Here is a 21,681-nt window from a genome sequence, read left to right on the forward strand (position 1 = left end):
TCGGCCGCCGCAGGTCCCCGCTGCACCCCTCGCGATTCGCCGACTTCCGCACCGTACCGGTTTTTCTGACGCATTAAAGTCTGCGCCCCGCCTTCCGACACAGAAGGAATCGACAGCGAGCAGGCCGCCTGCCCTGTTCCTTCATGCCGTTGTTCAGGAACCACCGCCTTTGACGCAGGTACGCCACCGTCGCCTGTCCCGCAAGTTGCTCCAGGTCGCGCTGCTGTCCGCCCTGGCGGTTGGCCTGTTGCTGAGCTCCGCGCAAATCCTCTACACCCTGCACCAGGTGCGCGCGACCCTGGACAGTGATGCCAAGCGCATCCTCAGCATGTTCCGTGACCCCTCTGCGCAGGCGGCCCTGACCCTGGATCGCGCCATGGCCGAACAGGTCATCGAAGGGCTGTTCCAGCACGAGTCGGTGCGCCGTGCCTTCATCGGTCATGCGGACGAGCCGCCGCTGGCCGAGCGCAGTCGCCCGCCACTGGAGCTGCCCGGGCGCACCGTGACCGATGCACTGTTCGGCCGCGAACACTCACTGAGCGTGGCACTCCGGGGACAACTGCCTGATGAAGCGCCCGTGGGCGAGCTGCGCCTGTGCCTGGATACCGCGCTCTATGGCCAGGCCTTCCTCAAGGACGCGTTGTTCCTGCTGCTCAGCGGCCTCCTGCGCGCCCTGGGCCTGGCGCTGCTGCTGCACCTGATCTACCAGTGGCTGCTGACCCGCCCGCTGGAGCGCCTGCTCGACCATCTGGGACGCATCAACCCGGAACGCCCCGGCGAACACCAGTTGCCGCTGCCCAAGGGCCACGAACACAACGAGCTGGGGCAGTGGGTGCATACCGCCAACCGCCTGCTCGGCGCCATCGAGCACCACAGCCAGCTGCGCCAGCAGGCCGAGCACAACCTGCTGCGCGCCGCCGAGCACGATGCGCTCACCGACCTGCCCAACCGCCTGCAGTTGCAGACACGCCTGCAACGCATCCTCGCCGAGGCCGGCCAGCGGCAGCAGCAGGTGGCCGTGCTGTGCCTGGGCCTGGACGATTTTCGCGAGATCAACGAGCAGTTCGGCTACCCCTGCGGCGACCAGCTGCTGGCCGCCGTCGGCGAACGCCTGCGCCGCTACGCCGGACAGGTGCAGTGCCTGGCCCGCCTGGGTGGCGACCAGTTCGCCCTGATCCAGAACGACCCACAGCAGCCCTACCAGGCCGCTGAGCTGGCGCAGAGCATCCTCGACAGCCTGGACGAGCCGTTCGAGCTGGATGGCCAGCCGGTACACCTGCGCGCCACCCTCGGCATCACCCTCTATCCCGAGGACGGCGCCGACTCCGGTGACCTGCTGCAGAAGGCCGAGCTGACCATGACACTGGCCAAGCGCCGCGCCCGCAACCGCTACCAGTTCTATATCGCCAGCGTCGACCGCGAGATGCGCCGCCGCCGCGAGCTGGACAAGGACCTGCTGCAGGCCCTGGCCTGCGATCAGCTGCACCTGGTCTACCAACCGCAGATCGACTACCGCACCCAGCACATCTGCGGCGTCGAGGTGCTGCTGCGTTGGCAACACCCGCTGCACGGTCCCATCGCCCCGGACCATTTCATTCCGCTGGCCGAGCAGAATGGCAGCATCCTGCCGATCGGCGCCTGGGTGCTCGACCAGGCGTGCCGGCAACTGCGCCTGTGGCACGACCAGGGCCTCACGCACCTGCGCATGGCGGTCAACCTGTCCGCCGTACAGCTGCATCACGGCCAGTTGCCCGGCCTGGTCGCCGAGCTGCTGCAGCGCCACCGGCTGCCGTCCGGCAGCCTGGAGCTGGAAATCACCGAGACCTGCCTGATGGAAGACGTGCACGCCGCCGCCAAGCACCTGCTCAGGCTGCGTCAGGCCGGCGCGCTGATCGCCATAGACGACTTCGGCACCGGCTATTCCTCGCTGAGCTATCTCAAGAGCCTGCCGCTGGACAAGATCAAGATCGACAAGAGCTTCGTGCGCGACCTGAAGACCGAGCCGACCCTGGAGGGAGATGCCGCCATCGTGCGCGCCATCATCCAGCTGGCCCGTAATCTCGCCCTGCAGGTCATCGCCGAAGGGGTGGAGACCAGCGAACAGGAACGCTACCTGATCAGCCAAGGCTGCGACGAAGGCCAGGGCTACCTGTACAGCAAGCCGTTGCCGGCGCGTGAGCTGGCTCCGCTGCTGCATGGCAACCTGCCCCGCGAAAGGCGCAGCAGCCCCCGCGAATGAGGGCGAGTCTCAATTAGCCCTTGTGCAAGGATGCAAATCTTTCGCATTATTGCCGGGTTAACGAGGAAACCCTCCCCCACACCCGCAAAGGATTCAGCCATGCCCCGTTTGCCCCTGGCCTCGGCCAGCCTGCTCGCCCTCGCCATTTCCCTGGCCGGCTGTGGCGACGACAAGAACGCCACGCCTGCCAGCCAGTCCGCCGCGCCTGCCAGCCAGCAGAACGCCCCGGCGGCGGCCGCCTTCGATCAGGCCGAGGCGCAAGCCGTGGTCAAGCACTATGCCGACCTGGCCGCCGCCATCTTCGGCGACGCACTGAACACCGCCAAGGACCTGCAGGCCGCCGTTGACGCCTTCCTCGCCGCCCCCGGCGAAGCCACCCTGGAGGCCGCCAAGCAGGCCTGGCTGGCCGCCCGCGTGCCTTACATGCAGACCGAGGTGTTCCGCTTCGGCAACCCCAACGTCGATGAGTGGGAAGGCCAACTCAACGCCTGGCCGCTCGATGAGGGGCTGATCGACTACGTGGCCGGCGACTACCAGCATGCCCTGGGCAACCCGGGCGCCACCGCCAACATCATCGCCAACACCGAGATCCGCGTCGGCGAAGAAGTGATCGACGTCACCACCATCAACGGCGAGCTGCTGGCCAGCCTGAACGAACTGGGCGGTTCCGAGGCCAACGTCGCCACCGGTTACCACGCCATCGAGTTCCTGCTCTGGGGCCAGGACCTGAACGGCACCGGCGCCGGCGCCGGCCAGCGTCCCTACAGCGACTTCCTGGTGGGCGAAGGCGCCACCGGCGGCCACAACGAGCGTCGCCGCGACTTCCTGAAGGCCGCCACCGACCTGCTGGTCGCCGACCTCGAAGACATGGTCGCCCAATGGCAGCCGGGTGCCGACAACTACCGCGCCAGCCTGGAGGCCGAATCGGCCGAGAACGGCCTGCGCAAGATGCTGTTCGGCATGGGCAGCCTGTCTCTGGGCGAGCTGGCCGGCGAGCGCATGAAGGTCTCGCTGGAAGCCAACTCCACCGAGGACGAACACGACTGCTTCAGCGACAACACCCACAACTCGCATTTCTACAACGGCCTGGGCATCCGCAATGTTTACCTGGGCGAGTACCGCCGGGTGAACGGCGAGCTGCTCAGCGGCCCGAGCCTGGCTTCGCTGGTCGCCCAGGTCGACGCCGGCACCGACAGCACCCTGAAGGCCGATCTGGACGCCAGCCAGGCCCGGCTGCAGGCCCTGGTGGACAGTGCCGCGCAGGGCGTGCACTACGACCAGTTGATCGCCGCCGACAACAGCGAAGGCCAGCAGCTGATCCGGGACGCCATCGCCGCGCTGGTCAAGCAGACCGCCTCCATCGAGCAGGCTGCCGCCAAGCTGGGCATCGGCGACCTCAATCCGGACACCGCCGATCACGCGTTCTGATCGACGCTCCGGCACCCTCCGGGAGCGGCCAACCGCTCCCGCAGGCTCCTTCAGCCCTTGCGACTTTTGACCTCATCCCAAGATAGAAATCATTCCCATTGCCTTGATACCCCGTGCGCCTTCCCGCACCGGAGCGTTTTCGATGTCCGCCCTCCCCCGCTGTAGCCTGCTGTTGATCTCTGTTCTGCTGGCCGCCTGCCAGGAACAGTCACCCACTCTCGATTTCAGCCGCGCCGAACCCGGCGAAGCCCTGTCCGGCGGCGCCGCCACGGTCAACCGCAGCGACGTCAATGCCTTTTCCCTGCCCTCGGCCAACCTGCCGCCCAGCCGCCGCCTGGATTTCAACGTCGGCAACAGCTTCTTCCGCAATCCCTGGGTCATCGCCCCGGCCAGCACCACCGCGCGCGACGGCCTGGGTCCGCTGTTCAACACCAACGCCTGCCAGAACTGCCACATCAAGGACGGCCGCGGTCATCCGCCGGCCAGCGATGCCAGCCACAGCGTGTCGATGCTGGTGCGCCTGTCGCTGCCGGCCCGCCCCGAGCACGCCGCGCTGCTGGCCCAGGCCGGCGTGGTGCCCGAGCCGGTGTACGGCGGGCAGCTGCAGGACATGGCGATTCCCGGTGTGGCCCCGGAGGGCCGTGTGCGCGTGGCCTACGACACCCGCACCGAACATTTCGCCGACGGCTTCGCGGTGGAGCTGCGCCAGCCACGCCTGCAGATCGACCAGCTCGGCTACGGGGCGCTGCATCAGGACACGCTGTTCTCGGCGCGCATCGCACCGCCGATGATCGGCCTCGGCCTGCTGGAAGCCATCGCCGAAGACGCGATCCTGGCCAACGCCGACCCGGACGACCGCAACGGCGACGGCATTTCCGGCCGGCCCAACTACGTGCACGATCAGGCCACCGGCGAGCAGGTGCTCGGCCGCTTCGGCTGGAAGGCCGGGCAACCGAGCCTGGCCCAGCAAAACGCCGACGCCTTCCTCAACGACATGGGCCTGTCCACGCCGCTGCTGCGCGGCGACAACTGCAGCGCGGCCCAGGACGCCTGCCGGACAATGCCCAACGGCGGCGATCCGGAGATCAGCGAGAACATCTTCAACCAGGTGCTGTTCTACACGCGCAACCTGGCCGTACCGGCGCGCCGTAGCGTCGATGACGCCCGGGTGCTGGCCGGCAAGCGGCTGTTCCACGAGGTCGGCTGCGCCGCCTGCCACACGCCGAGCCACGTGACGCGCGCCGACGCCGCCGAGCCGGAGCTGGCCAACCAGACCATCCGCCCCTACACCGACCTGCTGCTGCATGACATGGGCGAGGGCCTGGCCGACCACCGGCCCGAGTTCCTGGCCAGCGGCCGTGAATGGCGCACCCCGCCGCTGTGGGGTATCGGCCTGACCGAGGCGGTCAACGGTCATACCCAGTTCCTGCACGACGGCCGCGCCCGCAACCTGCTCGAGGCCGTGCTCTGGCACGGCGGGGAAGCCGAACCTGCGAAGCAGCGGGTGCTGAGCTTCAATGCCGAACAGCGCGCGGCGCTGCTGGCCTTCCTGAATTCACTCTGAAGGAGTTTCCATGTTGCAACGCACCCCACTCGCCGTCGCCGTGCTGGGCCTGCTGCTGGCCGGCTGCGGCGCCGAGGAGCCGTACACCCGGGTCAGCGCCGCGCTGACCGACGGCGTGCTGCTGCCGGCCTATACCGCCTGGGCCGAGGCCGACCGCCAGTTGGCCGACAGCGCTCAGGCCTTCTGCGCCGGCGAGCAAAGCCTGGAGCAGGCCCGCGCGAGCTACCTGAGCGCCCATCGCAGCTGGTCGGCACTGCAGCCGCTGCAGCTCGGCCCGTTGAGCGAAAACAACCTGGCCTGGCAGGTGCAGTTCTGGCCGGACAAGAAGAACCTGGTGGCCCGCCAGGTCGAGGCCCTGCTCAACAGCCAGCCGCAGCTGACCCAGGCCGAGCTGGACAAGGGCAGCGTGGTGGTCCAGGGCCTCACTGCCTATGAGTACGTGCTGTTCGACCCGAACATCGACCTCGGCGACAGCGCCGTCCAACAGCGCTACTGCTCTCTGCTGATCGCCATCGGCAACCACCAGCAGGCGCTCAGCAGCGACGTGCTGGCGCGCTGGAAGGGTGAGGACGGCATGCAGGCGCGCCTGCGCAGCTTCCCCAACGACCGCTACGCCGACGCCCAGGAAGCGGTCTCCGACCTGCTGCGCACCCAGGTGTCGGCCATCGATGGCCTGAAGAAGAAGCTGGGCGCACCGCTGGGCCGCCAGAGCAAGGGCGTGCCGCAGCCCTACCAGGCCGAGGCCTGGCGCAGCGGTGCCAGCCTGGCCATCCTGGCAGCCGCCGTGGACAGCGCCGAGCGCCTCTGGCAAGGCGCCAACCAGGACGGTCTGCGCAGCCTGCTGAACAGCGAGCACAGCGAACTGGCCACGCGGATCGATGCGGCCTATGCCGACACCCGGCAGCGCCTGGGCGCACTGGACCAGCCGCTCGGTCAGTTGCTGGCCGACGAGGCCGGACGCACCGCGCTGAACGCGCTGTACGACAGCCTGAACCGCTTGCATCGCCTGCAGGAAGGCGAACTGGCCCGTGCGCTGGGCATCCAGATCGGCTTCAACGCCCACGACGGGGATTGAACGGGCTGCTTCAGCCCCTTCGCTCTCCCCACTTGCCTTCGAGGAGTCTTATGCAACGCCGCACTTTCCTCGCCCTGGGCGGCCTGCTGGTCGCCGCCGGCACCGTCGGCGGCTGGACGCTGGTCCAGCGCCAGGCCACCCCACTGCTGCTCTCCGCCCGCGACGATGCCGACGGCAATCATTATGCCGTGGGCTATTACCTGGATGGTCGCGAGGCCTTCAGCACGCGCATCGCCGAGCGCTGCCACGACGTGGTACCGCACCCCAGCCTGCCACTGGCCGTGTTCGTAGGTCGCCGGCCGAGCCGCGAAAGCTACCTGATCGATACCCGCGACGGCACGCTGCTGCAGACCCTGGCCAGCCCGGCACACCGGCACTTCTACGGCCACGGCGTGTTCCACCAGGACGGTGACTGGTTCTACAGCACCGAGAACGACACCACGGACCCGGGCCGCGGCGTGCTGGGCGTCTATCGCCTGCAGGGCAACAGCCGCCTGGAGCGCGTCACGGAACACCCCACCCACGGCGTCGGCCCGCACCAGTTGCTATGGCTGCCCGACGGCGAAACCCTGGCGGTCGCCAACGGCGGCATCCGCACTGAAGCCGATAGTCGCGAGATGCTCAACCTGGACAACATGGAACCGAGCCTGGTGATCATGGGCCGCGACGGCACCCTGATCAGCAAGGAGCAGTTGCCTGAGCAGATGAACAGCGTGCGCCACATGGCGGTGGCCAGCGACGGCACCCTGGTCACCGGCCAGCAGTACGAGGGCGATCCCGAACACGCAGTACCGCTGGTGGCCATCAAGCGCCCCGGCCAGCCGTTCCAGCCCTTCCCGTTGGGCGAGGTGCAGCGCCGGGCAATGCACCAGTACACCGCCAGCGTGGCCATCCACAGCGAGCTGCGCCGGCTGGCCATCACCGCGCCGCGTGGCAACCGCTTCTATATCTGGGATCTGGACAGCACCGAGCTGCTGCTCGACGCACCGCTGCCGGACTGCGCTGGTGTGGCCGCCTCGCGCGACGGGTTCGTGGTCAGCGCCGGTGTCGGCCGCTGCCGCCACTACGACTGCCGCGGGAGCCGGATTGTCACCGAGTACCTGAAACTGCCGGCCGGCTTCTGGGACAACCACCTGCGCCTGGCCTGATACGCGCGCCGGCGCCGGAACCTAATCCTCTTGAGCGCTCCGCGCCATGGCCCGGCGGGTCAACAGCCCGCCGAGCACGCCGGCCGTGGACACCGCCCCCAGCATGATCAGCACGCGCTGGCCGGGCTGGCCGAGCAGCCACAGGCCGCAGAGCGCGAGCGCCGCCACGACCGCGGTCTTGTCAAAGGAGCGCAGCAGCCACTGCATGACAAGTGGTCTCATTGTTGGTAGTCCTCACAGGGGCTGATTGGGCAGAACGTATAGAGCCAAAACGTAGGCGATCCATGCCGGAACGCAGGATTGCCCTTCGTGGGGACAAGCGACAGCAGGCGTTGATTTCTAAAGCCATGCAGTGATGTCTGCGTTCTTTTTTTGTGACGCCTATCACGCTTACCAAAGGCCTGCCGCAGGCCACGAAAACCCTACGGGCGCTCGCGGTCACGTTGCAAACATTGCCCTGACAGACGATCGGCGGCACTTCAAGTTTGTGTAAGCAACGCCGAAACCCTGCAGAGGTCACAGATCGGCCTGCTCTCGAAGGACGTTTTCCCATGCCATTTGCCCGTTCCCTGCGCGGCCAGGTACTCACCCTGCTGGGTGGCAGCCTGCTGCTGATGCTGCTGATTGCCCTCGCCTGCTTCCAGATGCTCAACGACAGCGCCAGGTCGTATCAGCGCCTGCTGGAGGGGCCCGCCACCATCAGCCTGCGCGTGGCCTCGGCGAACATCGGCTTCAAGACCCAGGTGCAGGAATGGAAGAACCTGCTGTTGCGCAGCAGCAGCAACGATGAAGCCGCCAACTTCTGGCGCCGCTTCGAGCAGGAGGAACAGGGCGTCCAAGGGGAGCTGGGCGACCTGCTGAACCTCCCGCAGCTGAGTGGGGAGCTGCGCAGCCAACTGCAGAACCTGCAGCAGGAGCACCGGCGCATTGGCGATGCCTACCGGCAAGGTCGCCAGGCCTTTTTGAACAGCGGATTCGATGCCTCGGCCGGCGATGACGTGGTGCGCGGCATCGACCGCGAGTTCAGCGACCAGTTGGAACAGCTGACCGTCACCTGGCGCGAACGGACCCAGGATCAGGTGCCCGAGCTGGAGCGCAGCACGCGCAATACCGTGGTGTTCGGCCTGCTCGTCATGCTGGCTTCGGCGGCCGTGGTCTTCGTACTGGGGCAGCTGATGCTGCGCCGCCAACTGATCGAACCCATCAACCGCCTGATCGGCCATATCGACGCCCTCAGCCAGGGTCGCCTCGGCCAGCCGGTGGACGCCCGCCGCCAGGACGAACTCGGCCGCCTGGCCCAGGCCTCCAACCGCCTGCGCGACTTCCTCACCGAGACCTTCCGCAAGCTCAAGCACAGCAGCGAAGAACTGGACAGCGCCAATCGCCAGCTCGAAGCGGTTTCGCGCAAGATGGCCAGCGACAGCCGCACCCAGTTCGAGCGCACCGACCAGGTGGCCACCGCGATGCAGGAGATGTCCGCCACATCCCAGGAAGTCGCTCGCCACACCACCGAGGCGGCGCAAGCCGCCGACAGTGCCGACGCCGCCTGCGAGCAGGGCGAACAGGCCATGCGCCTGATGGTCAGCAGCATCGCCAGCATTCGCGAGGAAATCAGCCACACCGCGGACGTGGTGCACAGCCTGGCCAACGACAGTGCGCGCATCGGTGCGGTGCTGGAAGTGATCCACGGCATCGCCGAGCAGACCAACCTGCTGGCGCTCAACGCAGCCATCGAAGCGGCACGCGCCGGCGAGCAGGGTCGCGGCTTCGCCGTGGTGGCCGACGAAGTACGCAACCTGGCCCGCCGCACCGCCGAATCGACCGCCGAGATCCAGCAGATCATCGAGGCGGTACAGGGCGGCGCACGCAACGCGGTGCAAGCCATCGAGAGCGGCCAGCGCAGCAGCGGCGAAGGCGTCGGGCAGGTGGACCGCGCCGTCGAAATCCTGCGGGGCATCAGCGAGGCGGTGGAAGCGATTCGTGACATGAACCGGCAGATCGCCACCGCCGCCGAGGAACAGACCTCGGTCGCCGAGGAAATGACCCGCAACCTCACCGACATCACCGGTATCGCCCGGGCCAACCAGCAGCATGTGGAGCGCACCCACCAGGCCGCCGGCCAGCTGCTGGAAATCTCCGCCGAGCTGGGCACGGTGACCCGGCAGATCCACCTGGACTGATCGCTGCTCCAGCGCGCCGACGAAGCGTCGCCGGCGCGCTTTGACCCCTCTAGTTCCGCTGTCTAAGGTTGATGCACCTTCGCAGGAACCTCCCTCATGGTGCTCCGCCGCATGCTGCTCATGCTTGCTGCAGTGGCTGTAGTGGTCCTGGCACTGGCTGCCTACAAGGGCTACTCGATCTATCAGCAGGTCCAGATGTTCTCCGCCCCGCCTCCGCCCATCAGCGTCGAGGCGGAACCGGCGCGCAGCCTGGCCTGGCAGCAACGCCTGCCGGCCATCGGCAGCCTGAAGGCCGTGCAGGGGGTGGATCTCACCGCGGAAATCTCCGGCACCGTCAGCGAGCTTCTGTTCCAGTCCGGCCAGCGCGTCGAGCGCGACCAGCCGCTGCTGCGCCTGAGCAGCGAGGTGGAGCAGGCCAGCCTGAAATCCGCCGAGGCCGCGCTGGCGCTGGCCAACGTCGAACGCGACCGCGCCCGCAACCTGGTCGGCCGGCAGGCCATCTCCCGCAGCGAGTACGACCGCCTGGATGCCCAGGCCCTGCAGGCCAAGGCCAACGTCGAGCAGTTGCGCGCCACCCTGGACAAGCGCCGCGTGCTGGCGCCTTTCTCCGGCCGTATCGGCCTGAGCCGGGTGGAGCGCGGCGACTTCCTCGCCGCCGGCGCGCCCATCGCCACCCTGCAGGACCTCTCCAGCCTGGAGGCGGATTTCTCCCTGCCGGAGAACCGCGCGCCCCAGCTGGCGGTTGGCCAGCGGGTGCTGATCCGCGTGGCCGCCTACCCGGACGAACGCTTCGAAGGCGAGATCATCGCCATCAACCCCCGGGTGGACGACAGCACCCGCAACCTGCAGCTGCGCGCCCGCCTCGCCAACCCCGAGGAGCGGTTGCTGCCCGGCATGTTCGCCCAGCTGGAAGTGGTGCTGCCGGGCGAGCCGCAACGCATTGTGGTGCCGGAAACCGCGGTCACCTACAGCCTGTACGGCAATGCGCTCTATGTGGTGCAGGAAAAGGACGCCGGGGACGAGCAGAAGCAGCAGGTGGCGGAGCGCCGCTTCGTGACCACCGGCGAGCGCCGTGATGGGCTGGTGGTGATCGAACAGGGCCTGCACGCCGGCGAGTGGGTGGTCACCTCCGGCCAGCTCAAGCTGGACCACGGCAGCCCGGTCACCCTGGCGCCGGCTGCCGCCCGCGCGGCCACTCCCTGAGGCGACCATGGCCCTGACCGATCCCTTCATCCGCCGCCCGGTGCTGGCCAGCGTGGTCAGCCTGCTGCTCCTGCTGCTCGGCGCGCAGGCCTTCCAGAGCCTGGCGATCCGTCAGTATCCGCAGATGGAAAGCGTGCTGGTCACCGTGACCACCGCCTATCCGGGGGCCAACGCCGAGACCATCCAGGGCTACATCACCCAGCCGCTGCAGCAGAGCCTGGCCAGTGCCGAAGGCATCGACTACATGACCTCGGTGAGCCGCCAGAACGTGTCGGTGATTTCCATCTATGCACGGATCGACAGCGATGGCGACCGGCTGTTCACCGAACTGCTGGCCAAGGCCAACGAGGTGAAGAACCGCCTTCCGCAGCAGGCCGAAGACCCGGTGCTGGCCCGCCAGGCTGCCGACTCCACGGCGCTGATGTACATCAGCGTGTTCAGCGAGTCGCTGTCCAACCCGCAGATCACCGACTACCTGTCGCGCGTGGTGCAACCCAAGCTGTCCACCCTGCCGGGCATTGCCGAGGCGGAAATCCTTGGCAACCAGGTGTTCGCCATGCGCCTGTGGATCGACCCGGTGCGCCTGGCGGCCCACGGCCTGACCGCCGGCGACGTGGCCGACGCGGTGCGCCGCTACAACTTCCTGTCTTCCGCCGGCGAGGTGAAGGGCGAGTACGTGGTCACCAGCCTCAATGCCGATACCGACTTGAAGACCCCGGAAGACTTCGCCGCCATCCCCCTGCGCACCGAGGGCGACAGCCGCGTGCTGCTGCGCGATGTGGCACGGGTGGAGATGGGCGCGGAAAGCTACGACAGCGTCAGCTCCTTCAACGGCATTCCCTCGGTGTACATCGGCATCAACGGCACCCCGAGCGCCAACCCGCTGGACGTGATCGACGGCGTGCGCGCCCTGCTGCCGGAACTGCAGGCCCAGCTGCCGCCCGGCCTGCGCATGGAAATCGCCTACGACGCCACACGCTTCATCCAGGCGTCCATCGACGAGGTGGTGAAGACCCTGGCCGAGGCCGTGCTGATCGTCATCCTGGTGGTGTTCCTGTTCCTCGGCTCGCTGCGTTCGGTGCTGATCCCGGTGGTGACCATCCCGCTGTCGATGATCGGCGTGCTGTTCTTCATGCAGCTGATGGGTTACTCGATCAACCTGCTCACCCTGCTGGCCATGGTGCTGGCCATCGGCCTGGTGGTGGATGACGCCATCGTGGTGGTGGAGAACATCCACCGGCATATCGAGGAAGGCCACACGCCCTACCAGGCAGCCCTGCTCGGCGCGCGAGAGATTGCCCTGCCGGTGGTGTCGATGACCATCACCCTGGCGGCCGTGTATGCGCCGATCGGCCTGCTGACCGGCATCACCGGCGTGCTGTTCAAGGAATTCGCCTTCACCCTGGCTGGCGCGGTGATCATTTCCGGCATCGTCGCGCTGACCCTGTCGCCGATGATGTGTGCCCACCTGCTGCGCCCGCATAGCCCGTCGTCGGGGCTGGCCCAGCGCATCGACCGCTTGTTCGAGGGCCTGAAGAACCGCTACCGGCGCACCCTGGCCTCCACCCTGGACACGCGCCCGGTAATCCTGGTGTTCGCCGCGTTGATCCTCGCGCTGATCCCGGCACTGCTGATGTTCACCCAGAGCGAACTGGCTCCCGACGAGGACCAGGGCGTGATCTTCATGATGTCCAGCGCGCCGCAGGCCACCAATCTGGACTACCTGAACAAGTACACGGAGGGCTTCCAGCCGATCTTCCAAAGCTTTCCGGAGTATTACTCCGCGTTCCAGATCAACGGCTTCGACGGCGTGCAGAGCGGCATCGGCGGTTTCCTGCTCAAGCCTTGGGACGAACGGCAGCGTACCCAGATGGAGCTACTCCCCCAAGTGCAGGCGCGCCTCAACGAGATACCCGGCCTGCAGGTCTTCGGCTTCAACCTGCCCTCGCTGCCCGGCACGGGCGAGGGCTTGCCGTTCCAGTTCGTCATCAACACCGCCAACGATTACGAACTGCTGCTGGACGTGGCCGAACGGGTGAAGAAGCGCGCCGAGGAATCGGGCAAGTTCGCCTTCCTGGACGTCAACCTGGCCTTCGACAAACCGGAGCTGGTGGTGGAGATCGACCGCCAGAAGGCGGCGCAGATGGGCGTGTCCATGCAGAGCCTGGGACAGACCCTGGCGATCCTGCTGGGTGAGGGCGAGATCAACCGCTTCACCGTGGAGGGCCGCAGCTACAAGGTGATCGCCCAGGTCGAGCGGGAGTTCCGTGCCGATCCGGGCTGGCTGAACAGCTACTACGTGCGCAACGAAGAAGGCCAGATGCTGCCGCTGTCCACCGTGATCCACACCTACCTCCGTGCCCGCCCCACGCAGCTGTTCCAGTTCCAGCAGCTCAACGCGGCCACCATCCAGGGCGTGCCGATCGTCAGCATGGGCGAGGCCATCGAGACCCTGCGGCAGATCACCCGGGAAGAAGCGCCGCGTGGCTACACCTTCGACTACGCCGGGCCGGCGCGCCAGTTCGTGCAGGAAGGCAGCGCCCTGTACGTGACCTTCGCCCTGGCGGTGGCCATCATCTTCCTGGTGCTGGCCGCCCAGTTCGAGAGTTTCCGCGATCCGCTGGTGATCCTGGTGACGGTGCCGCTGTCGATCTGTGGTGCGCTGATCCCGCTGTTCCTCGGCCTGGCGAGCATGAACATCTACACCCAGGTGGGACTGGTGACGCTGATCGGCCTGATCAGCAAGCATGGCATCCTGATCGTCGAGTTCGCCAACCAGTTGCGCGAGCGGCATGGTTGGGGCGCCCGCAAGGCGGTGGAGGAAGCGGCGGCCATCCGCCTGCGTCCGGTGCTGATGACCACCGCGGCGATGGTCTGCGGCATGATCCCGCTGCTGCTGGCCAGCGGCGCCGGTGCGGTAAGTCGCTTCAACATCGGCCTGGTGATTGCCAGCGGCATGACCGTCGGCACCCTGTTCACCCTGTTCGTGCTGCCCAGCGTCTATACCCTGCTGGCCGGGCGGCATGCGCAGGTCGCCGAGCCGCAAGGCGAACCCGCGTAGGGCGCAACGTCGTTTTGGCCGCCCCACAAATGAAAAGCCCCGCAGGCAGAACGCCGCGGGGCTGTCGAGTGCTACCGGCTCGTCTTTCCGTCGCCGTCGGTCTCATCCCTCCGACCGGCGTCCCTGCGACAATGCGAACAGCAACAGCAGCAGTTCATCTCCCGGTTCAACCTGGGCCATCTTCGCGCGCACATTGGGCGGCATCGGGCATTGCTTCATTCCCTTGCTGACTCCATGCACAACCCCCGGTCCCGGTTCGTGCCAGGCGGCCGCCGCCGCCGAGGCCACGCCCAATGCACACACGAGAAACAGGCCCCGTGCGTTGCCAGGCTTCATGGCAGCATCCTCTGGGTGCCAGTACAGCCCTGAAAACGTTAGCCCAGCGCTGCCGCTGCGGTGCTGTCCTGTGACCGATGGTCCTGTTCGCCCTCGGCCGAGCGCTGCCACTCGGCCCAGAGCGCGGCGGCATCGCTGAACTCGGTGCCCAGGTCATCGCCCATTTGCTCCGGATCGAAACGCCGCAGGCAGCCCTCGCCAAGGGTCGGCGGGGCGCTGGCGGCGGCGCGCTCGAACGGGTCGCTCAATCGAACACCACGGTCTTGTTGTCGTGGACCAGCACACGATCCTCCAGGTGGAAGCGCAGACCGCGCGCCAGCACCAGTTTCTCCACGTCCTTGCCCAGGCGCACCATCGTCTCGATGCTGTCGCGGTGCGTCACGCGCTCCACGCCCTGCTCGATGATGGGGCCGGCATCCAGCTCCTCGGTGACGTAGTGGCAGGTGGCGCCGATCAGCTTCACACCGCGCAGCGAGGCCTGGTGGTAAGGCTTGGCGCCGACAAACGAGGGCAGGAAGCTGTGATGGATGTTGATCACCTGGTGGCGATAGCGCTGGCACAGGTCCGGCGGCAGGATCTGCATATAGCGGGCCAGCACCACGGTATCGGCGCTGTACTCGTCGATCAGCTGCGACACCTGCTCGAAGGCCGGCTGTTTGTTGGCCGGATCGACCGGCACATGATGGAAGGGAATACCGTGCCACTCCACCATGCTGCGCAGGTCGTCGTGGTTGGAGATGACGCAGGGAATCTCGCAATCCAGCTCGTCGCTGCGCCAGCGATGCAGCAGGTCGGCCAGGCAATGGGATTCACGGCTGGCCATCAGCACCACGCGACGCTTCTGCGCGGAGTCGGCAATGCGCCACTCCATGGAAAACTCGCGGGCAATGGGCGCGAAGGCCTGGCGGAAGCCGTCCAGATCGAAGGGCAGCGAGTCGGCCCGGATCTCGTGACGCATGAAGAACCAGCCGCTCTGGTGATCCGAGTGGTGGCTGGCCTCGGTAATCCAGCCGTTATAGGTCGCCAGGAAATTACTGACCTTGGCAACAATACCGACGCGATCAGGGCAGGCGATTACCAGCCGGAACGTGCGCATGTGGGGAACTCCAGAATTGCAAAGGGGCCAATTCTAGCCATCCGCACGAAGGGCTGCATAGCCGCGTGTACTACCCGTTGGCACGCACGGTCCGGGGCGCCTCGCGCCAGCGTTTGCCACCTAATTACCAGCAGGTCGCCATTATGCAATACGCGTCACGGCATACAACCGGCTGGCTCCTGCAAATATCCCGAGTTGTTCTAACACGGTGTATTCATGCAGACACCGCCCTCATAATGTGAAGCCACCCCCGGAAAACAATCTTTGTAAAAGGTCTTTCAGTTTACTTGCTGAATTTGTCTGACTATCATTTGCCGACGAATCCTGCCTCATTTCCAAAAGGAAAGAACATGTCTCTTATTTCTGAATTCCGCGCCACTGAAGAAGCCATCAAGGAACTGCAGGAACGCCTGAAGGCCATGCAGCAGGATGGAAAGCTGCAGAAGGAAATCGAATTCGAGAAGAACCTGCGCGATCTGATGGCTCAGTATGGCAAGTCGCTGCCCGATATCATCGCCATCCTCGACCCGGCCTCCGCCTCGCGTACTCGCGCGGCAGCCAAGGCCGCACCGGCCGCTAAACGCGCCCGCAAGGTCAAGCAGTATCGCAACCCGCACACCAATGAAGTCATCGAAACCAAGGGCGGCAACCACAAGATCCTGAAAGAGTGGAAAGCCAAGTGGGGTTCCGACGAAGTGGAAGGCTGGGCCACCCTGCTCGGCTGATTCCCCGCGGCACATGAAAACGCCAGCATATGCTGGCGTTTTTCATTTCTAGCGACGGAGCAATCAATCGCTCCGCTCTAATAAAGGATCTGCCCGAGGAACAGGCGAGTCCGCTCGTTCTGGGGATGATGGAAGAAGGTCTCCGGATCGGCCTGCTCGACGATCTCTCCGCGGTCCATGAATATCACCCGATTGGCTACCGTGCGGGCAAAGCCCATTTCGTGAGTCACGCACAGCATGGTCATGCCGCTTTCCGCCAGCGCGATCATGGTATCCAACACCTCCTTGACCATTTCCGGATCAAGGGCGGAAGTCGGCTCGTCGAATAGCATGATCTTGGGTTTCATGCACAACGCCCGGGCGATCGCCACTCGTTGCTGCTGGCCGCCGGACAATTGGCCGGGATACTTGTTGGCCTGTTCGGGAATACGCACCTTCTCCAGGTAATACATGGCGACTTCCTCGGCCTCGCGGCGCGGCAGCTTGCGCACCCACATTGGCGCCAGGGTGCAGTTCTGCAATACCGTGAGATGCGGGAACAGATTGAAGTGCTGAAACACCATGCCCACTTCGCTGCGGATCGCTTCTATCTGCTTCAGATCGCGGGTGAGTTCCACCCCTTCGACGAGTATTTTCCCGGCCTGGTGTTCCTCCAGCCGGTTGATGCAGCGAATGGTGGTGGACTTTCCCGAGCCGGAAGGTCCGCAAATAACGATGCGCTCGCCACGTCGCACCTGAAGATTGATGTCCTTGAGCACATGGAACTGACCGTACCACTTGTTCACATCGATCATCTCGATCATCAGCTTCTCGCCGGACGCTGTCTGCGGGGTAGCTGGGTTCATGGTCCACTCCTTTAATGCCGATGGCCGGTTTCCAGTCTTCGCTCCAGGCGCTGCGAATAACGGGAAATACCGAAACAGAAGATCCAGTACACCACCGCCGCGAATACATAGCCCTCGGTGGACATGCCCAACCAGGCCGGGTCCGCAGTGGCGCGCTTGATGCTGTTGAGGAAGTCGAACAGGCCGATGATGATCACCAGGCTGGTGTCCTTGAACAGCGCGATGAAGGTATTGACGATGCCGGGGATGACCAGCTTGAGCGCCTGCGGCAACACTACCAGGCCCATCATGCGCCAGTACCCGAGCCCCATCGCCTGGGCGGCCTCGTACTGCCCCTTGGGGATGGCCTGCAGTCCGCCGCGTACCACCTCGGCGATATAGGCAGCCTCGAAGAGGATCACCATGAGCATGGCGCGCAGCAGCTTGTCCAGGTTCATGCCCTCGGGCAGGAACAGCGGCAGCATCACCGAGGACATGAACAGCACAGTGATCAGTGGTACTCCGCGCCAGAACTCGATGAAGGTCACGCACAGCACCTTGATCGCCGGCAGATCGGAGCGTCGCCCCAGCGCCAGCAGAATACCCAGCGGCAGCGCGCCGGCGATGCCAACCGCGGCGATCACCAGTGTCAGCATCAGGCCGCCCCACTGGCTGGTCGGCACAGCAATCAGGCCCAGGAAACCGCCATGCAGCAACCACCAGGCCAGCAGCGGATAGACCAGCAGGAACGCCAGCCCGTAACGCAGCTTGTGACGAAACGCCGCCACGAACAGCGGTGCCGCGCCCACCACCGCCAGCAGTACGGTGAGGTCCACCCGCCAGCGCTGGTCCTGTGGGTAGAAACCGTACATGAACTGGCCGAAGCGCTCGCCGACGAACACCCAGCAGGCGCCCCCGCGAGAGCAGTCGGCACGGGTCTCGCCCCGCCAGTCGGCCTCGATGAAGGCCCAGTCGATCAAGGGCGGCACGATCTGCCAGACCAGGTACAGGCCCAGCAGGGTCAGCAGCGTGTTGAACCAGCCGGAGAACAGGTTGGCGCGCAGCCAGCCGAGCGGCCCTACGCTCAGCGCCGGCGCGGGCTGATCGGGCTTGAAGACATGTGTATCCATAGCTATCGCTCCACCAGTGCGATGCGCGCGTTGTACGCGTTCATCAGCAGCGAGATGCTCAGGCTGATCGCCAGGTACACGCTCATGGTGATGGCCATGGTCTCGATGGCCTGTCCGGTCTGGTTGAGCACGGTGCCGGCGAATAGCGACACCATGTCCGGATAGCCGATGGCTGCCGCCAGCGAGGAGTTCTTGGTCAGGTTCAGGTACTGACTGGTCAGCGGCGGCACAATCACCCGCAACGCCTGCGGAATGACCACCAGGCGCAGCACCTGGCCGTGACGCAGGCCCAGCGAGGCAGCGGCCTCGGTCTGGCCGCCGCTGACCGCCTGGATGCCCGAGCGCACCGTTTCGCCGATGAAGGCGGCGGTGTAGATGGCCAGCGCCATGACGATCGATACCAGCTCGGGGATGACCACCCAGCCGCCGCGAATATTGAAGCGCTGCAGCTCCGGGACCGACCAGTTGACCGGCGAGCCGAACAGCAACACGCAGGCGCCGGGAATGGCTACCACCAGCGCCAGACTGATCCAGAACACCGGAAAACGCTCACCGGTGGCCAGGCGCCTGGCCCTGGCCCAGCGACTGAGCAGCACCACCAGCACCAGGGCCGCCAGCAGCGCCAGCATGAAGGGGCCGTACGCCTCGCTGGCGCTGGGCGCCGGCATCTGCAACCCACGATTGTTCAGGAAAATGAGGTTGCCCAGACTCAGGCTGTCGCGCGGCCCCGGCAGCGGGCCGATCACCGCGAAGTACCAGAAGAAGATCTGTAGCAGGGGCGGAATGTTGCGGAAGACCTCGATGTAGACGGTGGCCAGCTGGCGGATCAGCCAGTTCGACGACAGCCGGGCGATACCGAGAACAAAGCCGAGCACCGTGGCCAGGATGATGCCGATCACGCTGACCAGCAGGGTATTGAGCAGGCCGACCCAGAACACGCGACCGTAGCTGTCACTTTCGCTGTAGTCGATCAGGTGCTGGGTGATGCCGAATCCGGCGGCGTTATCGAGAAAGCCGAAGCCGGAAGTGATGCCGCGGTGCTGCAGGTTGGCCTGCGTGTTGTGGAACAGGAACCAACCGAAGGCGACGACGGCGGCCACGGCGACGACCTGGAAGATCCAGGCGCGGGCCTGCGGATCGCTCAACAGCGAACCGCGCCGCCCGGGAGAGGTTGCTACTGGCATGGGAATTCTCTCGGAAGCCACCCACCGCAACCCGATTCGGGCCGCGGTTCGGGCACGATGGGAACCGCCGCCCGCCAGCGGGCGGCGGAATGCCAGCGATCAGCGCACCGGTGGTGCGTACTGAACGCCGCCCTGATTCCACAAGGCGTTGAGGCCGCGCTCGATCTTCAGTTCGCTGCCGCTGCCGATGTTGCGCTCGAACACCTCACCGTAGTTACCGACTTGCTTGACGATCTGCACCACCCAGTCGCGGGGCAGCTTGAGGTCCTTGCCATATTCCCCTTCGGCGCCCAGCAGGCGGGCGACGTCAGGGTTCTTGGCGGCCTTGGCCATCTGCTCGACATTCTTCGAGTCGACCCCCAGTTCCTCGGCGTTGAGCATGGCGAACAGCGTCCAGCGCACGATGTCGAACCATTCCTCGTCGCCCTGGCGCACCACCGGGCCGAGCGGCTCCTTGGAGATGACCTCGGGCAGCACCACGTAATCGTCGGGCTTGGCCAGCTTGATGCGCTGCGCATACAGCTGCGACTGGTCGGAGGTGAGCACGTCACAGCGGCCGGACTCCAGCGACTTGGCGCTTTCGTCCGAGGTGTCGTAGGTGATCGGCGTGTAGCTGTGGTTGTTGGCGCGGAAGTAGTCGGAGAGGTTCAGCTCGGTGGTGGTGCCGGCCTGGATGCACACCGTGGCGCCGTCCAGCTCCTTGGCACTGGATACGCCGAGCGACTTGTTCACCAGGAAGCCCTGGCCATCGTAGTAGGTGACGCCGGTGAAGTTCAGCCCCATGGCGGCGTCGCGCGAGCTGGTCCAGGTGGTGTTGCGCGACAGCACGTCGACCTCGCCGGACTGCAGGGCGGTGAAGCGCTCCTTGGCGGTCAGCGGACTGTACTTGACCTTGTCGGCATCGCCGAACACCGCCGCCGCGACGGCCCGGCATACGTCGACGTCAATGCCCAGGTATTTGCCCTGGGCGTCTACATAGGAGAACCCCGGCAAGCCGTCGCTGACCCCGCACTGCACGAAGCCCTTCTTCTTGACCGCATCCAGGGTAGCGCCGGCCTGGGCCGCGCCAGCCGCCCCCAGCAGCGAGACGGCGCTCAGAACGGCCATCATGGATTTGAGCCTTTTCATTCGAACCTCCGGTTGCTTTTGTTGTGTTGGATTCTCGGCACACACCATTCCCTGTGTTGTTCGAACGACCGAATGGCGGCGGTGGGCAGTGATCCGTGCAAACCTTGAACATGCAGTCTAGTTGGCAAACTCAGCCCGACCATTCCGCCCCTACGCGATGCGATCGGCTCCGCACTTCCGGCACTGCTGCCAACCCTGCCGAGCAAGGGGCGTACCAGAACAGCGGATACCCCCGAACGCACGGCCGGCGTATCCTTTCCGTCCCGACATCACGCCAGACCCCCGCTGGCACGCCCCCGAACGGGGCATCCGCACCGACCTGGAGCCACCATGACCGAGCCGCTGATCCTCAATCCTCGCCAGCCAGCCGATGCCTGCGTGATCTGGCTGCACGGCCTGGGCGCTGACCGTTTCGATTTCGAACCGGTGGCCGAACAGCTGCAGGAATCCCTGCCGAGCGCGCGCTTCGTGCTACCCCAGGCGCCCAGCCAGCCGGTGACCATTAACGGCGGCTGGTCGATGCCCAGCTGGTACGACATCCTGAGCATGGGCGCCGATGGCCGCACCATCGACAAGGCTCAGCTGGAGGCGTCCGCACAGCGGGTGATCGGGTTGATCGAGGCCCAGCGCGACAGCGGCATCGATCCGTCGCGCATCTTCCTGGCCGGCTTTTCCCAGGGGGGCGCCGTGGTGCTGCACACCGCGTTCCTGCGTTGGCAGGGTCCGCTGGGCGGCGTGCTGGCGCTCTCGACCTACGCGCCCACCTTCGAACCCTCGCTGCAGCTGGATGCCGGACGCGACACCTTGCCGGTGCTCTGCGTGCATGGCAGCCGTGACGAGGTGGTGCCCCGCGTTTTGGGGCGCGCCGCCCATGACTTCCTCGCCGCGCGAGGCGTTCCCGTGCGCTGGCACGAGTACCCGATGGGCCATGAGGTCTGCCTGGCCGAAATCGAAGCCATCGGCCAATGGCTGCAGGAACGCTTGTCCTGAAACGCGGCCGGGGGACGCATGCCGGGCAGCGGCGTCGAGTACCGAACACCCGCGCACCGGCCTTGCCCCTGGCGGCCGGGATGACACCGGGTCTGCGGGGTGCGTTCGAGAACGCGGTCCCGCCAGCCCCGGCATGGCCCTTCGCCCAAGGAGCGTCTTGCTTTACACTGCCGGCGTTCATTCCTTAACCACCGATCGAGATCACCGTGCTCAAGGCACTCAAGAACATTTTCAAGAAGGGTGAAGAGCCCACCACTCCGCCCACTGCGACCCCCACCGTTCCCGAGCGCCAGCGCGCCACCGACGGCCAGGCGCCGCGTGACAAGACTCCCCGTCCGCCCCGCGACGACACCCGCACCAGCCGCCCGCC

At 66.1% G+C, this 21,681-nt stretch carries 18 protein-coding genes; 10 read left to right on the forward strand and 8 right to left on the reverse strand.

Annotated elements, in window-relative coordinates; all coding sequences use genetic code 11:
* Positions 1–169: 169 nt before the first annotated feature.
* From AS93_RS0100680 to AS93_RS0100700, 5 genes are all read left to right on the forward strand, one after another.
* Entirely contained in the window at positions 170–2,239 is a 2,070-nt protein-coding gene (locus tag AS93_RS0100680; RefSeq protein ID WP_027588779.1) for a GGDEF domain-containing phosphodiesterase, read from the forward strand.
* Positions 2,240–2,338: 99 nt separating this feature from the next.
* Positions 2,339–3,667 (forward strand): imelysin family protein, encoded by a 1,329-nt coding sequence (locus AS93_RS0100685; RefSeq protein ID WP_027588780.1) that lies wholly within the window; start codon positions 2,339–2,341, stop codon positions 3,665–3,667.
* A gap of 142 nt (positions 3,668–3,809) precedes the next feature.
* Positions 3,810–5,231, forward strand: a complete 1,422-nt coding sequence (locus AS93_RS0100690; protein WP_027588781.1) for a di-heme oxidoredictase family protein — start codon at positions 3,810–3,812, stop codon at positions 5,229–5,231.
* A 10-nt stretch (positions 5,232–5,241) separates the two neighbouring features.
* Positions 5,242–6,306 carry an imelysin family protein gene (locus tag AS93_RS0100695; RefSeq protein WP_027588782.1) on the forward strand — a complete coding sequence of 355 codons (1,065 nt, stop codon included), beginning with the start codon at positions 5,242–5,244 and terminating at the stop codon, positions 6,304–6,306.
* 50 nt (positions 6,307–6,356) lie between these two features.
* Positions 6,357–7,454 carry a DUF1513 domain-containing protein gene (locus tag AS93_RS0100700; protein ID WP_027588783.1) on the forward strand — a complete coding sequence of 366 codons (1,098 nt, stop codon included), beginning with the start codon at positions 6,357–6,359 and terminating at the stop codon, positions 7,452–7,454.
* 21 nt (positions 7,455–7,475) lie between these two features.
* On the opposite strand, the gene AS93_RS0100705 is transcribed toward AS93_RS0100700, so the two are convergent.
* Positions 7,476–7,661 carry a hypothetical protein gene (locus AS93_RS0100705; RefSeq protein WP_027588784.1) on the reverse strand — a complete coding sequence of 62 codons (186 nt, stop codon included), beginning with the start codon at positions 7,659–7,661 and terminating at the stop codon, positions 7,476–7,478.
* Between the two features lie 344 nt (positions 7,662–8,005).
* Between AS93_RS0100705 and AS93_RS0100710 the strand changes: the two genes are divergently transcribed.
* The 3 genes from AS93_RS0100710 (at position 8,006) to AS93_RS0100720 (ending at position 13,898) form a co-directional block, all read left to right on the forward strand.
* Positions 8,006–9,634: a methyl-accepting chemotaxis protein gene (locus tag AS93_RS0100710; RefSeq protein ID WP_027588785.1), complete on the forward strand. Its 1,629-nt coding sequence runs from the start codon at positions 8,006–8,008 to the stop codon at positions 9,632–9,634.
* Positions 9,635–9,730: 96 nt separating this feature from the next.
* A complete protein-coding gene (locus AS93_RS0100715; RefSeq protein ID WP_027588786.1) occupies positions 9,731–10,837 on the forward strand; it encodes an efflux RND transporter periplasmic adaptor subunit in 1,107 nt (368 codons plus the stop codon).
* A 7-nt stretch (positions 10,838–10,844) separates the two neighbouring features.
* Complete coding sequence (locus AS93_RS0100720; protein ID WP_027588787.1) at positions 10,845–13,898, forward strand: multidrug efflux RND transporter permease subunit; 3,054 nt, start codon at positions 10,845–10,847, stop codon at positions 13,896–13,898.
* Positions 13,899–14,000: 102 nt separating this feature from the next.
* Here AS93_RS0100720 and AS93_RS0100725 read toward each other — a convergent pair whose 3' ends face one another.
* Genes AS93_RS0100725 through purU form a run of 3 tightly spaced genes read right to left on the reverse strand, consistent with a single transcriptional unit; the run spans position 14,001 to position 15,330 of the window.
* On the reverse strand, positions 14,001–14,234 hold the full coding sequence (locus tag AS93_RS0100725) for a hypothetical protein (protein ID WP_027588788.1): 234 nt from the start codon (positions 14,232–14,234) through the stop codon (positions 14,001–14,003).
* A gap of 38 nt (positions 14,235–14,272) precedes the next feature.
* Positions 14,273–14,482 carry a hypothetical protein gene (locus AS93_RS18510; protein ID WP_037008284.1) on the reverse strand — a complete coding sequence of 70 codons (210 nt, stop codon included), beginning with the start codon at positions 14,480–14,482 and terminating at the stop codon, positions 14,273–14,275.
* On the reverse strand, positions 14,479–15,330 hold the full coding sequence (gene purU / locus AS93_RS0100735; RefSeq protein ID WP_027588789.1) for a formyltetrahydrofolate deformylase: 852 nt from the start codon (positions 15,328–15,330) through the stop codon (positions 14,479–14,481). The genes AS93_RS18510 and purU overlap by 4 nt, the downstream gene beginning before the upstream one ends.
* 350 nt (positions 15,331–15,680) lie before the next feature.
* Here purU and mvaT point away from each other — a divergent pair, with 350 nt between their 5' ends.
* The gene (gene mvaT / locus AS93_RS0100740) at positions 15,681–16,055 is read left to right on the forward strand and encodes a histone-like nucleoid-structuring protein MvaT (RefSeq protein ID WP_027588790.1); all 375 of its coding nucleotides are present in this window, start codon (positions 15,681–15,683) and stop codon (positions 16,053–16,055) included.
* Between the two features lie 77 nt (positions 16,056–16,132).
* Here mvaT and AS93_RS0100745 read toward each other — a convergent pair whose 3' ends face one another.
* From AS93_RS0100745 to AS93_RS0100760, 4 genes are all read right to left on the reverse strand, one after another.
* The gene (locus AS93_RS0100745) at positions 16,133–16,900 is read right to left on the reverse strand and encodes an amino acid ABC transporter ATP-binding protein (RefSeq protein WP_027588791.1); all 768 of its coding nucleotides are present in this window, start codon (positions 16,898–16,900) and stop codon (positions 16,133–16,135) included.
* Between the two features lie 11 nt (positions 16,901–16,911).
* Positions 16,912–18,009 (reverse strand): amino acid ABC transporter permease, encoded by a 1,098-nt coding sequence (locus AS93_RS0100750; protein WP_027588792.1) that lies wholly within the window; start codon positions 18,007–18,009, stop codon positions 16,912–16,914.
* A gap of 2 nt (positions 18,010–18,011) precedes the next feature.
* Positions 18,012–19,193, reverse strand: a complete 1,182-nt coding sequence (locus AS93_RS0100755; protein WP_027588793.1) for an amino acid ABC transporter permease — start codon at positions 19,191–19,193, stop codon at positions 18,012–18,014.
* A gap of 99 nt (positions 19,194–19,292) precedes the next feature.
* Positions 19,293–20,321, reverse strand: coding sequence for an amino acid ABC transporter substrate-binding protein (locus AS93_RS0100760; protein ID WP_027588794.1), 1,029 nt, complete (start codon positions 20,319–20,321; stop codon positions 19,293–19,295).
* A gap of 330 nt (positions 20,322–20,651) precedes the next feature.
* On the opposite strand from AS93_RS0100760, the gene AS93_RS0100765 reads away from it, so the two are divergent.
* On the forward strand, positions 20,652–21,311 hold the full coding sequence (locus AS93_RS0100765) for an alpha/beta hydrolase (protein WP_027588795.1): 660 nt from the start codon (positions 20,652–20,654) through the stop codon (positions 21,309–21,311).
* Positions 21,312–21,681 lie beyond the last annotated feature (370 nt).

The organism is Pseudomonas sp. RL, assembly GCF_000647775.1.
Taxonomy (GTDB): Bacteria; Pseudomonadota; Gammaproteobacteria; order Pseudomonadales; family Pseudomonadaceae; genus Serpens; species Serpens flexibilis.

Bases quoted from the DNA above. Each gene is read 5' to 3' on its own strand.
- AS93_RS0100685 (WP_027588780.1), top strand. From the start codon at position 2,339: ATGCCCCGTTTGCCCCTGGCCTCGGCCAGCCTGCTCGCCCTCGCCATT.
- AS93_RS0100690 (WP_027588781.1), top strand. From the start codon at position 3,810: ATGTCCGCCCTCCCCCGCTGTAGCCTGCTGTTGATCTCTGTTCTGCTG.
- AS93_RS0100695 (WP_027588782.1), top strand. From the start codon at position 5,242: ATGTTGCAACGCACCCCACTCGCCGTCGCCGTGCTGGGCCTGCTGCTG.
- AS93_RS0100700 (WP_027588783.1), top strand. From the start codon at position 6,357: ATGCAACGCCGCACTTTCCTCGCCCTGGGCGGCCTGCTGGTCGCCGCC.
- AS93_RS0100705 (WP_027588784.1), bottom strand. From the start codon at position 7,661: ATGCAGTGGCTGCTGCGCTCCTTTGACAAGACCGCGGTCGTGGCGGCG.
- AS93_RS0100710 (WP_027588785.1), top strand. From the start codon at position 8,006: ATGCCATTTGCCCGTTCCCTGCGCGGCCAGGTACTCACCCTGCTGGGT.
- AS93_RS0100715 (WP_027588786.1), top strand. From the start codon at position 9,731: ATGGTGCTCCGCCGCATGCTGCTCATGCTTGCTGCAGTGGCTGTAGTG.
- AS93_RS0100720 (WP_027588787.1), top strand. From the start codon at position 10,845: ATGGCCCTGACCGATCCCTTCATCCGCCGCCCGGTGCTGGCCAGCGTG.
- AS93_RS0100725 (WP_027588788.1), bottom strand. From the start codon at position 14,234: ATGAAGCCTGGCAACGCACGGGGCCTGTTTCTCGTGTGTGCATTGGGC.
- purU (WP_027588789.1), bottom strand. From the start codon at position 15,330: ATGCGCACGTTCCGGCTGGTAATCGCCTGCCCTGATCGCGTCGGTATT.
- mvaT (WP_027588790.1), top strand. From the start codon at position 15,681: ATGTCTCTTATTTCTGAATTCCGCGCCACTGAAGAAGCCATCAAGGAA.
- AS93_RS0100745 (WP_027588791.1), bottom strand. From the start codon at position 16,900: ATGAACCCAGCTACCCCGCAGACAGCGTCCGGCGAGAAGCTGATGATC.
- AS93_RS0100750 (WP_027588792.1), bottom strand. From the start codon at position 18,009: ATGGATACACATGTCTTCAAGCCCGATCAGCCCGCGCCGGCGCTGAGC.
- AS93_RS0100755 (WP_027588793.1), bottom strand. From the start codon at position 19,193: ATGCCAGTAGCAACCTCTCCCGGGCGGCGCGGTTCGCTGTTGAGCGAT.
- AS93_RS0100760 (WP_027588794.1), bottom strand. From the start codon at position 20,321: ATGAAAAGGCTCAAATCCATGATGGCCGTTCTGAGCGCCGTCTCGCTG.
- AS93_RS0100765 (WP_027588795.1), top strand. From the start codon at position 20,652: ATGACCGAGCCGCTGATCCTCAATCCTCGCCAGCCAGCCGATGCCTGC.